The organism is Herbidospora cretacea (assembly GCF_001570605.1).
Taxonomy (GTDB): domain Bacteria; phylum Actinomycetota; class Actinomycetes; order Streptosporangiales; family Streptosporangiaceae; genus Herbidospora; species Herbidospora cretacea.
Window position 1 is genome coordinate 106,966 of the sequence record NZ_BBXG01000017.1, and the last position, 14,376, is coordinate 121,341.

The 14,376-nt window shown below is 70.2% G+C and carries 14 protein-coding genes; 11 read left to right on the forward strand and 3 right to left on the reverse strand.

All coding sequences use genetic code 11. From position 1 onward, the window contains the following. Nucleotides 1-4 precede the first annotated feature (4 nt). The 3 genes from AW270_RS28110 to bldD form a co-directional block, all read right to left on the reverse strand. Nucleotides 5-1,228 carry an arginine deiminase gene (locus tag AW270_RS28110; protein ID WP_061299103.1) on the reverse strand — a complete coding sequence of 408 codons (1,224 nt, stop codon included), beginning with the start codon at nucleotides 1,226-1,228 and terminating at the stop codon, nucleotides 5-7. A gap of 37 nt (nucleotides 1,229-1,265) precedes the next feature. Continuing rightward, nucleotides 1,266-1,493: a DUF3040 domain-containing protein gene (locus AW270_RS28115; RefSeq protein ID WP_061299104.1), complete on the reverse strand. Its 228-nt coding sequence runs from the start codon at nucleotides 1,491-1,493 to the stop codon at nucleotides 1,266-1,268. Between the two features lie 115 nt (nucleotides 1,494-1,608). Next, nucleotides 1,609-2,103, reverse strand: coding sequence for a transcriptional regulator BldD (bldD, locus tag AW270_RS28120; RefSeq protein ID WP_061299105.1), 495 nt, complete (start codon nucleotides 2,101-2,103; stop codon nucleotides 1,609-1,611). A 390-nt stretch (nucleotides 2,104-2,493) separates the two neighbouring features. Between bldD and pyrR the strand changes: the two genes are divergently transcribed. The 11 genes from pyrR (at nucleotide 2,494) to rpoZ (ending at nucleotide 13,622) form a co-directional block, all read left to right on the forward strand. Continuing rightward, nucleotides 2,494-3,054 carry a bifunctional pyr operon transcriptional regulator/uracil phosphoribosyltransferase PyrR gene (pyrR, locus tag AW270_RS28125; protein ID WP_082801898.1) on the forward strand — a complete coding sequence of 187 codons (561 nt, stop codon included), beginning with the start codon at nucleotides 2,494-2,496 and terminating at the stop codon, nucleotides 3,052-3,054. After that, nucleotides 3,051-3,965, forward strand: coding sequence for an aspartate carbamoyltransferase catalytic subunit (locus tag AW270_RS28130; protein ID WP_061299107.1), 915 nt, complete (start codon nucleotides 3,051-3,053; stop codon nucleotides 3,963-3,965). The genes pyrR and AW270_RS28130 overlap by 4 nt, the downstream gene beginning before the upstream one ends. After that, a complete protein-coding gene (locus AW270_RS28135) occupies nucleotides 3,962-5,251 on the forward strand; it encodes a dihydroorotase (protein WP_061299108.1) in 1,290 nt (429 codons plus the stop codon). The genes AW270_RS28130 and AW270_RS28135 overlap by 4 nt, the downstream gene beginning before the upstream one ends. Further along, on the forward strand, nucleotides 5,248-6,351 hold the full coding sequence (carA, locus tag AW270_RS28140) for a glutamine-hydrolyzing carbamoyl-phosphate synthase small subunit (protein ID WP_061299109.1): 1,104 nt from the start codon (nucleotides 5,248-5,250) through the stop codon (nucleotides 6,349-6,351). Before AW270_RS28135 ends, carA begins: the two co-directional genes overlap by 4 nt. Further along, entirely contained in the window at nucleotides 6,344-9,622 is a 3,279-nt protein-coding gene (carB, locus tag AW270_RS28145) for a carbamoyl-phosphate synthase large subunit (protein WP_061299110.1), read from the forward strand. Before carA ends, carB begins: the two co-directional genes overlap by 8 nt. Before the next feature lie 56 nt (nucleotides 9,623-9,678). Beyond that, nucleotides 9,679-10,497 carry a dihydroorotate dehydrogenase electron transfer subunit gene (locus AW270_RS28150; protein ID WP_061299177.1) on the forward strand — a complete coding sequence of 273 codons (819 nt, stop codon included), beginning with the start codon at nucleotides 9,679-9,681 and terminating at the stop codon, nucleotides 10,495-10,497. Then, the gene (locus AW270_RS28155) at nucleotides 10,487-11,446 is read left to right on the forward strand and encodes a dihydroorotate dehydrogenase (RefSeq protein ID WP_245674893.1); all 960 of its coding nucleotides are present in this window, start codon (nucleotides 10,487-10,489) and stop codon (nucleotides 11,444-11,446) included. Before AW270_RS28150 ends, AW270_RS28155 begins: the two co-directional genes overlap by 11 nt. Further along, nucleotides 11,443-12,147 carry an orotidine-5'-phosphate decarboxylase gene (pyrF, locus tag AW270_RS28160; protein WP_061299112.1) on the forward strand — a complete coding sequence of 235 codons (705 nt, stop codon included), beginning with the start codon at nucleotides 11,443-11,445 and terminating at the stop codon, nucleotides 12,145-12,147. The genes AW270_RS28155 and pyrF overlap by 4 nt, the downstream gene beginning before the upstream one ends. 161 nt (nucleotides 12,148-12,308) lie before the next feature. Then, entirely contained in the window at nucleotides 12,309-12,632 is a 324-nt protein-coding gene (mihF, locus tag AW270_RS28165; RefSeq protein ID WP_030450375.1) for an integration host factor, actinobacterial type, read from the forward strand. Nucleotides 12,633-12,776: 144 nt separating this feature from the next. Continuing rightward, nucleotides 12,777-13,340 carry a guanylate kinase gene (gene gmk / locus AW270_RS28170; protein WP_061299113.1) on the forward strand — a complete coding sequence of 188 codons (564 nt, stop codon included), beginning with the start codon at nucleotides 12,777-12,779 and terminating at the stop codon, nucleotides 13,338-13,340. 12 nt (nucleotides 13,341-13,352) lie between these two features. Beyond that, nucleotides 13,353-13,622: a DNA-directed RNA polymerase subunit omega gene (gene rpoZ / locus AW270_RS28175; RefSeq protein ID WP_061299114.1), complete on the forward strand. Its 270-nt coding sequence runs from the start codon at nucleotides 13,353-13,355 to the stop codon at nucleotides 13,620-13,622. Nucleotides 13,623-14,376: the final 754 nt, after the last annotated feature.

Genomic DNA, 14,376 nt, shown 5'->3' on the forward strand with positions numbered 1-14,376 from the left:
CTGCTCAGATCCCGTCGCGGTGCAGCGGGCAGCTCATGCAGCGCGGGCCGCCCCGGCCGCGGCCCAGCTCGCTGCCCCGGATCGTGACGACCTCGATCCCGTTGGCCCGCAGGAAGTTGTTGGTGGTGGTGTTGCGTTCGTACCCGATGACCACGCCGGGCTCGACGGCGAGCACGTTGCAGCCGTCGTCCCACTGCTCGCGCTCGGCGGCGTGCACGTCCTGGGTCGGGGTCAGCACCCGGATGTCGTCGAGGCCGATGGCGCGGGCGATCGCCCGGTGCATGTCCTCCGGCGGGTGGTCGGTGACCTTGAGCTCCTTCTCGTTGTCACCGGGCTCGATCGTGTACGACGGCAGCATCCCCAGCCCCGCGTACTTGGTGAACACCCCGACGTCGACGTTGGTCATGACCGTGTCGAGGTGCATGAACGCGCGCGCCCGCGGCAGCCGCAGCGCCACGATCACCGTGGCCGAACCGGCCGAGAACAGGTTCTTGGCCAGCATCTCGACCGACTGCGCCTGGGTGCGCTCGCTCATCCCGACCAGCACGGCCCCCCGCCCGAGGACCAGGACGTCGCCGCCCTCGATGGTGGCGGGCGCCATGGACGTGCCGGGATACCAGACGTGGAAGCGCTCGTCGGCGAACATCGGGTGGAAGCGGTAGATCGCCTCCATGTTGACCGTCTCGCGCCGCCGGGCCCGCTTGCGCATCGCGTTGACCGAGACGCCGTCGTAGACCCAGCACGACGTGTCGCGTGTGTAGAGGTGGTTGGGCAGCGGCGGCAGCACGAAGTCGTCGGCGCCGAGCGTGTGGAAGACCAGCGACTTGGGGTCGCAGCCGAGCTCCAGGGTCTCCCGCTTGGTCAGCCCGCCGGTCAGGTAGGTCGCCAGCGTGCCGGGGGCCAGCGCGTCGAGGGCGTTGCGGATCTCGTCGGCGGCCATCGGGCCGATGAACCGATCGTCGACGCCGCCGTCGAGGATGTGTTTGCGGGCCTCGGGGATCTCGGCGGTCTCGCGCAGCAGGTCGTGGAGGAGGGTGACCCGGACGCCCCGCTCGTTCAGGACCTTCTGGAACTCCTCGTGCTCCTCGACGGCCCGGGCGACCCACAGGACGTCGTCGAAGAGCAGGCCGGTCATGTTGGTGGGGGTGAGCCGTTTCAGCGCCAGGTCGGGGGCGTGCAGCAGCACGTGGTGGAGGCGCCCGACCTCGGAGGCGACGGTGAACGTCATGTCCGGCGACCTGCCCGTCACCGAATGTGGTCAAACGCTAGTTGATCGCCATGAAGGGCATCAGAAAGGCCGTTATCAGCACGATTCCGGCTACGGCCATGGCGGGACGGCCGGTCATGAAGGCCGGGAGGATGGGGACCTCCCGATCCTGGGCCCGATCCTGGGAGCCGTGTTCGGCGAGGTCCTGGGCGAGCTGGGGGTCGCTCCGGCGGAAATGGCCCGCGATCTCGTCGAGAACGCGCCGCTCGGCCCGGGACAGCCTCATGTGATCTTCCTTCAGTTGGCGAAACCGTGAAGGAAGTTTTAGCGTTATTTGTCCGAAATGACCAGACTTTGACCTGGTGCGATCACCCCGGCTCGCGGATGGGGTGATCGCGGGGTCAGAACGACTCGACGGCGCGGCGGGCCTCGGCGTCGAGAACACCCCAGGCGATGAACTCCTCGGTCAGCTCGGCCGGGGACCGGTCGTAGATGACGGCCAGGGACCGCAGGTCCTCCTGGCGGATGCTCAGCACCTTGCCGTTGTAGTCACCACGCTGCGACTGGATCGTCTGCGCATATCGGGCCAGCGGGCCGGCCTTGTCCTTCGGCAACTGGCTGAGGCGCTCAAGATCGATCACGAGCTTCGGCGTGGGCAGCAACGGTGAGGGCGCGGCGCCCCCGGGAAGCAGCTCGGACACCGGCACCCCGTAGAAATCGGCCAGCTCGGCGAGCTTCTGCACGGTCACCGCGCGGTCGCCACGCTCGTAGGAGCCCACCACGACGGCCTTCCAGCGGCCGCGGGACTTCTCCTCCACCCCGTGCAGCGACAAACCCTGCTGTGTTCGGATCGCGCGCAGCCGCGCGCCAAGCGACTTGGCGTAGTCAGACGGCATCGTTTGGGCCCCCGGCTTTCTATGTCTGTTCTTACTTGATTGTGTGCCCACGTCCCGTATGCCCGGTTCACCGGGTGCGGCACCTGGGGGCAGGTACCAACGGTGACCGTTGCGTCGGGTTTTACCCAGGAAGGTCGAGAGTTGTGGTTACGGACAGTGACGGTAAAGCCGTCACAGTCAAAGGTCAAGTCGATTGGGAAAAGATGGCGAAACCGTGCTCTCGGCGAGAACCGAACATCCTTCGGATTTCGGGCGCTCCGCGACCGTCGGCCTCCTACCTGCCATGGGACCCGTCCCCGCTGGCAGCGGCAGGGGGCCTGGTAGGGTTTCGGTGGCCAGACACCCTTTTAAGACCCGTCCTGTGAGGCGGGAAAGGCGGTGAACTATCCGATGACGCATGCCCGAAATCAGGTCGCCAGGGCCGTGCTCGAAGGGCCCGACATCCACCGGGCGCTCACCCGGATCGCCCACGAGATCCTCGAACGGACCCGGGGCGCCTCCGACGTCGTCCTTCTCGGCATCCCCACCCGCGGCGCCACCCTCGCCCACCGGCTCGCCGAGCGCGTGGCCCAGTTCGAGGGCGTGAAGGTCCCGGTCGGCTCGATCGACATCACGATGTACCGCGACGACCTCCGCCTCGGCCCGGCCCGGCCCCTCGGGAAGACCGACGTCCCGGCCGGGGGGATCGACGGCAAGACCGTCGTCCTGGTCGACGACGTGCTCTTCTCCGGCCGCACGGTCCGGGCCGCGCTCGACGCCCTGGGCGACATCGGCCGTCCGAAGGCGGTGCAGCTCGCCACCCTGGTCGACCGGGGCCACCGCGAGCTGCCCATCCGGGCCGACTACGTCGGCAAGAACCTGCCGACCGCCAAGAGCGAGAAGGTCAAGGTCCTGCTCTCCGAGATCGACGGCCGCGACGCCGTCGAGCTGCTGAAGGGAGCGGAGAAGTGAAGCACCTGATCTCCGCCGGAGACCTCTCCCGCGACGAGGCCCTGCTCATCCTCGACACCGCCGAGGAACTGGCCCGCGTCTCCGAGCGCTCCATCAAGAAGCTGCCGACGCTGCGCGGCCGTACCGTGGTGAACCTGTTCTTCGAGGACAGCACCCGGACCCGGATCTCCTTCGAGGCCGCCGCCAAGCGCCTGTCGGCCGACGTGATCAACTTCTCGGCGAAGGGGTCGAGCGTCTCCAAGGGCGAGTCGCTGAAGGACACCGCGCTGACCCTGGAGGCCATGGGCGCCGACGCCGTGGTCATCCGCCACGGCGCGTCCGGCGCGCCCCATCGGCTCGCCAACTGGGTGCGGGGGAGCGTGCTGAACGCCGGCGACGGCACCCACGAGCACCCCACCCAGGCGCTCCTCGACGCCTTCTCGATGCGCCAGCGCCTCGGCCGGATCGACGGCCTGAAGGTCGCCATCGTGGGCGACATCCTGCACAGCCGGGTGGCCAGGTCCAACGTGCTGCTGCTGTCGACCCTGGGCGCCGAGGTGACCCTGGTCGCGCCGCCGACGCTGCTGCCGGTCTCGGTCGAGCGGTGGCCGTGCCAGGTCTCCTACGACCTCGACGCCGTGCTGCCCAAGTCCGACGTCGTGATGATGCTGCGCGTGCAGCTCGAACGCATGAACGCCGCCTACTTCCCCAGCGCGCGCGAGTACAGCCGCCGCTACGGCCTCGACCGCGACCGCTTCGCCAAGCTCCACGACGACGCGATCGTCATGCACCCCGGTCCGATGAACCGGGGCATGGAGATCTCCGCCGAGGTGGCCGACTCCCCCCGGTCGACCATCGTCGAGCAGGTCGGCAACGGGGTGACCGTGCGGATGGCCGCGCTCTACCTGCTCATCGGAGGCGAGAACCAGTGATCGTGATCAGGAACGCCCGCATACTGGGCGGCGAGCCGCGCGACATCCTCATCGCGAACGGGCTGATCTCCGAGATCGGCGCCGGTCTCGGCGGCGAGACGGTCATCGAGGCCGAGGGGCTCATCGCCCTGCCGGGCCTCGTCGACCTGCACACCCACCTGCGCGAGCCCGGCCGCGAAGACGCCGAGACCGTCGAGACGGGCACCCGCGCCGCCGCCATGGGCGGTTTCACCGCCGTCCACGCGATGGCCAACACCTCGCCCGTGGCCGACACGGCCGGCGTGGTCGAGCAGGTCTGGCGGCGCGGCCAGGAGGCCGGCCACTGCGACGTCCACCCCGTCGGGGCGGTGACCAGCGGGCTGGAGGGCAAGCACCTGGCCGAGCTCGGCGCGATGGCCGACTCCCAGGCCCGCGTGCGGGTCTTCTCCGACGACGGCAAGTGCGTCAGCGACGCCGTGCTGATGCGGCGGGCGCTGGAGTACGTGAAGGCCTTCGACGGCGTCGTCGCCCAGCACGCCCAGGAGCCGCGCCTGACCGAGGGCGCGCAGCTCAACGAGGGCGAGGTCTCGGGGCGGCTCGGGCTCACCGGGTGGCCGGCGGTCGCCGAGGAGGCGATCATCGCGCGTGACTGCCTGCTCGCGGCCCACGTGGGGTCGCGCCTGCACGTCTGCCACGTGTCGACCGCGGGTTCGGTCGAGATCATCCGGTGGGCCAAGTCCAAGGGCTGGAACGTGACCGCCGAGGTCACCCCCCACCACCTGCTGCTGACCGACGGGTGCGCCGAGGCGTCGCCGGTGGGGCCGTACAACCCGATCTACAAGGTCAACCCGCCGCTGCGCACGCAGGAGGACGTGACCGCCCTGCGCGAGGCCCTCGCCGACGGCACGATCGACTGCGTCGCGACCGACCACGCGCCCCACCCGGTCGAGGACAAGGAGACCGAGTGGGCCGCGGCGGCCATGGGCATGATCGGCCTGGAGACGGCGCTCAGCGTCGTCCAGGAGGCCATGGTCGAGACCGGCCTGCTCGACTGGGCCGGCGTCGCCGACCGCATGTCCTTCCGCCCGGCGCGTATCGGCCGCCTCTCGGGGCAGGGGTTGCCGCTCGAGGTCGGCGCCCCGGCGAACATCACCCTCTACGACCCGGCGGTCCGCACGCCGGTCGACCCGACGGCGATGGTGTCCCGCAGCCGCAACACGCCCTACCAGGGCCTGACCCTGCCCGGCCGCGTCGTGGCGACCTTCCTTCGGGGTCGCCCCACCGTTCTTGATGGGAAGCTTGTATGACCGCTCTCTTGGTTCTGGAAGACGGGCGCGTCTTCGAAGGCGTGTCCTACGGCGCCGTCGGGGAGACGTTCGGGGAGATGGTCTTCAACACCGGGATGACCGGTTACCAGGAGACCCTCACCGACCCGTCCTACCACCGGCAGATCGTCGCGATGACGGCGCCGCACATCGGCAACACCGGCGTCAACGACGAGGACCCCGAGTCGGGCCGCGTCTGGGTCGCCGGTTACGTCGTCCGCGAGCCCGCCCGCGTCCACTCCAACTGGCGCGCCAACCGGTCGCTCGACGACTACCTGCGCGAGCAGGGCGTGGTCGGGATCGCCATGCGCGGCACCCGCGCCCTCACCCGCCACCTGCGCGAACGCGGCGCGATGCGGGCCGGCATCTTCTCGGGGGACGCGCTGCCCCCCGTACGGGAACTGGTGGAGAAGGTCCGCACCAGCCCCGAGATGACCGGCGCCGACCTCGCGGCCGAGGTCGCGACCACCGAGGCCTATGTGGTCCCGGCGATCGGCGAGAAACGGTTCACCGTCGCCGCCGTCGACCTCGGGATCAAGGGCATGACCCCCCACCGCATGGCCGAGCGCGGCTGTGAGGTGCACGTGCTGCCCGCCACGGCCACCGTCGAGGAGATCCTCGCGGTCGCCCCCGACGGCGTGTTCTTCTCGAACGGGCCGGGCGACCCCGCCGCCGCCGACCACGCCGTCGCGACGCTGCGCGGCGTGCTCGACGCCGGGAAGCCGTTCTTCGGCATCTGCTTCGGCAACCAGATCCTCGGCCGCGCGCTGGGGCTCGGGACCTACAAGCTCCGCTACGGCCACCGCGGCGTCAACCAGCCGGTCCAGGACCGCCGCACGGGCAAGGTCGAGATCAGCGCCCACAACCACGGCTTCGCCGTCGACGCCCCCCTCGACGGCCCCTTCGACACCCCCTACGGGCGGGCCGAAGTCAGCCACGTCAACCTGAACGACGACTGCGTCGAGGGCCTGCGGCTGCTCGACCGGCCCGTGTTCAGCGTGCAATACCACCCCGAGGCCGCCGCCGGACCCCACGACGCGGCCTACCTGTTCGACGAGTTCTGTGAGGTCATGGGTGCCTAAGCGGACGGATATCCAGTCGATCATGGTGATCGGCTCCGGGCCGATCGTGATCGGGCAGGCCTGCGAGTTCGACTACTCGGGCACCCAGGCCTGCCGCGTGCTGCGCGCCGAGGGCTTCCGGGTGATCCTGGTCAACAGCAACCCAGCCACGATCATGACCGACCCGGAGTTCGCCGACGCGACCTACGTCGAGCCGATCACTCCGGACATCATCGAGAAGATCATCGCCAAGGAGCGCCCCGACGCGCTCCTGCCGACCCTGGGCGGCCAGACCGCCCTCAACGCCGCCGTCGCCCTCCACGAGAACGGCGTGCTGGAGCGTTACGAGGTCGAGCTCATCGGCGCCGACTTCGACGCCATCCAGGCCGGTGAGAACCGCCAGATCTTCAAGCAGATCGTGGCCAAGGTCGCCGCCGAGCACGGCCTGAACGCCGAGTCGGCCCGCAGCGTCATCTGCCACACGATGGAGGAGTGCCTCGAAGGCGCCGCCTTCCTGGGCTACCCCGTCGTGGTGCGGCCGTCGTTCACCATGGGCGGGGCCGGCAGCGGGTTCGCCCACGACGAGGCGGATCTCAGAAGGATCGCCGGGGCCGGGCTCGACGCCTCGCCGACCACCGAGGTACTCCTGGAGGAGTCGATCCTCGGCTGGAAGGAGTTCGAGCTGGAGGTGATGCGCGACAAGGCCGACAACGTCGTCATCGTCTGCTCGATCGAGAACATCGACCCGATGGGCGTCCACACCGGCGACTCGGTCACCGTCGCGCCCGCGATGACGCTGACCGACCGCGAATACCAGAACATGCGCGACGTCGCCATCGCGGTCATCCGCGAGGTCGGCGTCGACACCGGCGGGTGCAACATCCAGTTCGCGGTCGACCCGAAGACGGGCCGCATGATCGTGATCGAGATGAACCCCCGGGTGTCCCGCTCCAGCGCCCTGGCCTCCAAGGCGACCGGCTTCCCGATCGCCAAGATCGCCGCGAAGCTGGCCGTCGGATACACCCTCGACGAGGTGCCCAACGACATCACCAAGGAGACCCCGGCCTCCTTCGAGCCGTCGCTCGACTACGTGGTCGTGAAGATCCCGCGCTTCGCGTTCGAGAAGTTCGCCGGGGCCGACCAGACCCTCACGACCCACATGAAGTCGGTCGGCGAGGCGATGGCCATCGGCCGCTCCTTCCCCGAGGCGCTGCAGAAGGCGCTGCGGTCGCTGGAGAAGAAGGGCTCGCAGTTCTCCTGGGCCGGAGAGGTCGCCCCCAAGGAGGCCCTGCTCCAGAAGATGCGGGTCCCGCACGACGGCCGCCTGAACACCGTCCAGCAGGCCATCCGGGCGGGTGCCACGATCGAGGAGCTCCACGACGCCACCAAGATCGACCCCTGGTTCCTCGACCAGCTCTTCCTGCTCCACGAGGTGGCCTCGGAGATCAGGGAGTTCGACGGGCCCACGCTGAAGACGGCCAAGGAGCACGGCTTCTCCGACGTCCAGATCGGCGAGATCCTCGGGCTGGAGGAGTCGCGGGTCCGGGACCTGCGCCACGCCCTCGGGCTGCGGCCGGTCTACAACACCGTCGACACCTGCGCGGCCGAGTTCGCGGCCAAGACGCCCTACCTCTACTCCACCTACGACGAGGAGACCGAGGTCCCGGCCGGCGACCGGCCCAAGGTGATCATCCTGGGCAGCGGGCCGAACCGCATCGGGCAGGGCATCGAGTTCGACTACGCGTGCGTGCACGCCTCGTTCGAGCTGGCCGCCGCCGGGTTCGAGACCGTCATGGTCAACTGCAACCCCGAGACCGTCTCGACCGACTACGACACCTCCGACCGGCTCTACTTCGAGCCGCTCACCCTGGAGGACGTGCTGGAGGTCGTGCACGCCGAGCAGGTCACCGGGCCCGTCGCGGGCGTGATCGTGCAGCTTGGCGGCCAGACGCCGCTGGGCCTCGCGCAGGCGCTCAAGGACGCCGGGGTGCCGGTCGTCGGCACCTCGCCCGAGAGCATCCACCTCGCCGAGGAGCGCGGCGCGTTCGGCCGGGTCCTGGCCGAGGCCGGGCTGCCCGCCCCCCGTCACGGCACCGCCCTGTCGGTGGACGAGGCCCGCGCCATCGCCGAGGAGATCGGCTACCCGGTGCTCGTCCGGCCCAGCTATGTCCTCGGCGGCGCCGGGATGGCCATCGTGTACGAGGACGACACGCTCACCACGTACATGAGCAAGGCCGCGACCGACCACCCGGTGCTGATCGACAAGTTCCTCGACGACGCCATCGAGATCGACGTCGACGCCCTGTACGACGGCGAGGAGCTCTACCTCGGCGGCGTCATGGAGCACATCGAGGAGGCCGGCATCCACTCCGGCGACTCGGCCTGCGCGCTGCCCCCGATCACCCTGGGCAGCCACGACATCAAGCGCATCCGCACCGCCACCGAGGCCATCGCGCGCGGCGTCGGGGTGCGCGGCCTGCTGAACGTCCAGTACGCCCTGGCGGCCAACGTCCTCTACGTCCTGGAGGCCAACCCCCGGGCCAGCCGGACGATCCCGTTCGTCTCCAAGGCCACGGCGGTGCCGCTGGCCAAGGCGGCGGCGCGGGTCATGATGGGCGCCACGATCGCCGGGCTGCGCGACGAGGGCATGCTGCCCGCCTCCGGCGACGGCGGCACCCTGCCGATGGACTCCCCGATCGCGGTCAAGGAGGCGGTCCTGCCGTTCGACCGCTTCCGGGGCGTGGACATCGTGCTCGGCCCCGAGATGCGCTCGACCGGCGAGGTCATGGGCGTCGACGAGGGGTTCGGGTCGGCCTACGCCAAGTCGCAGCAGGCGGCCTACGGCGGCCTGCCCGTCAAGGGCAGGGCGTTCGTGTCGGTCGCCAACAAGGACAAGCGGGCGATGATCTTCCCGGTCAAGGCGCTGGCCGAGCTCGGCTTCGAGATCCTGGCGACGGAGGGTACGGCCGAGGTGCTGCGCCGTAACGGCGTCCATGCCAAGATCGTGCGAAAGCAGAGCGACGGACCGGGCGCCGAAGGCGAACCGACGATCGTGCGGCGCATCCTCGACGGGGAGGTGGACCTCATCGTGAACACCCCGTTCGGCAGCCCCGGCCAGTCCGGGCCGCGGCTCGACGGCTACGAGATCCGCACCGCCGCCGTGCTGCGCGGCATCGCCTGCATCACGACGGTCCAGGGTCTGGCCGCCGCGGTGCAGGGGATCCAGCACATCGTCCGCGGCGACGTGGGCGTGCGCTCGCTGCAGGAGCACGCTCAGCGCCTGCGGGGCTGACAAGGGAGTTCGACGTGGCCGGGAGCCCGGTGCAGGTGACGGGGACGGTGCTGACCATGCGCCGGGTCGACGCCTACCACGCGATGACCGTCGTCGCGCCGGGCATCGCCGACCGCTTCCGGCCCGGCCACTTCGTCACCGTCGCCGTGGGCGGGCCGCGCACCTCCACCCTGACCCGGCGGGCCTTCGCCGTCCACGACGTGAAGCCCGACTACGGCGGCACGGTCGAGCTGGTCTTCACGGTGCGCGGCGCCGGCACCGCCTGGCTGGCCGACCGCCGCGCCCGCGACCCGCTCGACCTGATCGGGCCGCTGGGCCGGCCCTTCCCGCTCCCGCGCGACCCCGCCTCGTGCCTGCTGGTCGGCTCCGAATACGGGGCCGCCGGCCTGTTCGCCCTGGCCGACGCGCTCCAGCAGCGCAACTGCCGGGTCGACTTCGTGCTGGGCGCCGCCTCCTCCGACCGGGTCTTCGGCGCCCTGCGCGCCCGCCGGATGGCCGAGACGGCGACCCTCACGACCCGCGACGGCTCCCTGGGCGTACGGGGGTCGGTGGTCGACGTCCTGCCCGGCGTGATCGCCGACACCCACGCCGACGTCGTCTACGCCGCCGGGCCGATGGCGACGCTCGGCGGGGTCACCGCCGTGTGCGCCGACCTCGACATCCCCGTGCAGGTCAGCGTCGAGGAGCTGATGGCGTGCGGCATCGGCGTCTGCATGACCTGCACCGTTCCCGTGATCGGCGACGACGGCGTCACCCGGATGACCAGGGCCTGCGTCGACGGCCCCGTCTTCCGCGGCGAGCGGGTCCGCTTCGGCGACCTCGGCACGATCCCCTTCGACGCCCACGGCGCGCCGGGAGGCGACCGTGCCCGCTGACATGCGCACCTACCTGGCGCACGTCGAGCTGCCCAACCCCATCCTGACCGCCGCCGGCTGCGCCGGGACCGGCCGCGAGCTGGCCCCCTTCGCCGACGTGACCCGTCTGGGGGCCCTGACGACCCCCACGATCACGATGTCGCCCCGGGCGGGCCGGCCCACCCCCCGCATGGCCGAGACGCCCTCAGGGCTTCTCAACGCCGTGGGGCTCCAGGGGCCCGGCATCGAGGCGTTCCTCAGCCGCGAGCTGCCCTGGCTGGCCGAGCGGGGCGTCCGGACCGTGGTGTCGATCGGCGGCGGCAGCGTCGCCGAGTTCTCCGCGCTGGCCCGCAAGCTCACCGGGGCCCCCGGCGTGACCGCTCTCGAGGTCAACCTGTCGTGCCCCAACGTCGAGGACCGGGGCCGCGTCTTCGCCCGCGACCCCTCGGCCGCCGGTGAGGTCGTCTCGGCGGTCCGGACCGGCGCCCGCTACGACCTGCCCGTGATCGCCAAGCTGGCGCCCGACGTGGCCGACGTGGTCGCCATCGCCAAGGCCTGCGTCGACGGCGGGGCCGAGGCCCTGTCGATGATCAACAACCCGGTCGGCATGGCCATCGACGTCGACCGGATGCGCCCGGCCCTGGCCGCCGGGACCGGCGGCCTGTCCGGCCCCGCCATCAGGCCGCTGGCCGTCAAGGCCGTGTGGCAGGTGCACGCCGCCCTGCCCGGCACCCCCGTCATCGGCATGGGCGGCGTCACGAGCGGCCGCGACGCCCTTGAGCTGGTCCTGGCCGGAGCGTGCGCGGTCGCGGTGGGTACGGTCCTGTTCCACGACCCGTACGCCGGGCACCGCGTGCTGAGAGAGCTGGAGGAACTCCTCCAGGAGCGCGGCTTCGACCGGCTCGCCGACGCGGTGGGACTGGCCCACCGCCCGTCCCACCGCACCGATCGTGAGGAGAGTTCCCTGTGACGCCCGCACCCATCGCCGTCGCCCTGGACGCGCCCGACCTGGAGACCGCGGCCCGCTGGGCGAGCCTGGTGACCCCGCACGTCTCGACCGTCAAGGTCGGCCTCGAACTGTACCTGCGGTACGGACCGGACGTGATCGCCTCCGTCCGGGGAGCCAGCGGCGTGTCGGTCTTCCTCGACCTGAAGCTCCACGACATCCCGAACACCGTCGCCGGGGCCACCAAGGCCGTCGCCCGCCTGAAGCCGGCGTTCCTGACGGTGCACGCCTCCGGCGGGGCCGCGATGATCCGGGCGGCCGTCGAGGCGGCCCCTCAGACGCGCATCGCGGCCGTCACGGTGCTCACCTCGCTCTCCGAGGCCGACCTGGCCGCCATCGGGCTCCAGGGGCCGCCTCAGGACGCCGTACGCCGTCTCGCCGCCCTCGCGGTGGGGGCGGGGGCCCAGGCGCTCGTCTGCTCGCCCATGGAGGTCGCGGCCGTCCGGGCCGAGGTGGGGGAGGGCATCACGCTCATCACCCCCGGCGTCCGCCCGGCGGGGGCCGACTCGCAGGACCAGGCGCGCGTCGCGACCCCCGAGAGAGCCCTTGCCGACGGCGCGGACCTCCTCGTGATCGGACGCCCGATCACCGGCTCGGCCGACCCCGGCGCGAGCGCCGCGGCCATCGCCGCGGCCCTGAGGCGCACATCACTGTCCCGCCCCTGATGAGGCCGTTTTCGTCGACGCACAGTTAAATTCTGATTACTGGGCGTAGTTTATTTGGATTTCTTTGCTAGAAACAGGTCTTGACGTTGCCGGATGGGGCAAGGACCAGCTAATTTCCCCTCTCGTCCGAGTACATCGACAGAAATTCGAGGTGACCCGGCGTGGCTCTTCCTCCCCTGACCCCCGAGCAGCGCGCCGCAGCACTTGAGAAGGCTGCGAAGGCCCGCAAGGAGCGTGCTGAGGTCAAGAACCGCCTCAAGCATGGCGCGGTGTCTCTTGCCGAGGTGCTCAAGGATGGGCAGACCGATGACGTCATCGGCAAGATGAAGGTCTCGGCTCTGCTTGAGTCGCTCCCTGGCGTGGGCAAGGTCCGCGCCAAGCAGCTGATGGAACGTCTTGGTATCGCCGAATCCCGCCGCGTGCGCGGACTTGGCGCCAACCAGCGCGCTTCTCTGGAGCGCGAATTCGGTGGCGCGGAAAGCTGAGGCTACGCTTCGGCCATCCCCGGGGATGGCCGGGGTCCGCGTCACATCTGGGGGCATTGAGTGACCACGACGTCCTGGTCCGACGGCAATACGGCTCACGAGGCCGCGGAGACCGGAGGGGACGGGACGCGATACGGTTGCCCCATGCCTCTGACACGCCTGACGGTCCTGTCGGGGCCGTCCGGCGTCGGCAAGTCCACGGTCGTCGCCGAGCTCCGGCGGGCACACCCAGAGGTGTGGCTGTCGGTCTCGGTGACCACCAGGAAACCCCGCCCCGGCGAGATTCACGGGGTGGAATATTACTTCGCCGACGACGCCGAGTTCGATCGGCTCATCGCCGGCGGAGACCTGCTGGAGTGGGCCGAGTTCGCCGGCAACCGCTACGGCACCCCACGCGCCGCGGTCGAGGAACGCCTGTCCAAGGGCGAGCCCACCCTCCTGGAGATCGACCTCCAGGGAGCGCGCCAGGTCCGGGCCAGCATGCCCGAGGCCCTGCTCGTCTTCCTCGCCCCGCCGACCTGGGAAGAGCTCGAACGCCGCCTGCGCGGACGGGGCACCGAACCACCCGACGTGATCGCCCGCCGCCTCGAGGCCGGGCAGATCGAGATGGCGGCCGAGAAAGAGTTCGACCTCACCCTTGTCAACACGTCGGTGCAAGAGGTATGTCGGCGGCTGATAGATTTGATGGCTGACGATCCGACTAGCTAGGGGACCCGCACTGTGACCACCAGCGCCGCCTATTCCGAGGGCATCACCAACCCGTCGATCGACTCGCTCCTCGACGTCGTCGACAGCAAGTACAGCCTGGTGATCATGGGCGCCAAGCGCGCGCGTCAGATCAACGCCTACTACTCGCAGCTGGGCGAAGGCCTCCTGGAGTACGTCGGCCCCCTGGTCGAGACCCACGCCCAGGAGAAGCCGCTCTCGATCGCGCTCCGCGAGGTCTCCGAGGGCCTGCTGACCTCTGAGCCCATCGAAGGCGCTGTGTAACTGGCGCGTGCTTCGCACGCGCGGGCGCTGTGTCTGATGGCGCGTGCTCCGCACGCGCGGGCGCTGTGTCTGATGGCGCGTGCTTCGCACGCGCGGCTCGGGCGCTTTGAGCCTGTTTCTTCCCTCGTCGCTCCGGTTCGCTTCGCTCTCCTGCGCTCCTCAGTCCAGAAACAGGCGCGCCCGAGCGGGCACCTGGGGACTGGCACCTGTGACGTTTGACGTGGCGGGATTTAATCTGGCCTGACGGCGCGTGTCCGTGTTCGACGGCGCGCGCTTTCGTCTGTCTGCATCCCTTCGCGCACAAGCCCGTTTGGGTCTTATGTGAACGTGGGTATCTGCGTCCCCCACGCAAGCGTCTGTCTGGACGCCCCGCCCGCGTGTATGTCGTATACCCCGTGCACGTGGGGTTGGGCGTTTTGCGGACGCGCGTTTCTGCGTCCCCGCGCAAGCGTCTGTCTGGACGCCCCGCCTGCGTGTATGTCGGATATCCCGTGCACGTGGGGTTGGGCGTTTTGCGGACGCGCGTTTCTGCGTCCCCGCGCAAGCGTCTGTCTGGACGCCCCGCCTGCGTGTATGTCGGATATCCCGTGCACGTGTGGGGTTGAGCGTTCTGCGCACGCGCTTTCTGCGACCCCGCGTAGTTGTCTGTCTGCGCGTCCCCATCCATGTGTATGTCGGAACGTTCACGTGCCTGTGTATTGGAGCTCCTACACCCTCCAAGCCTCCATGCACGCGTGTGGCTGAGCGGTCTGCG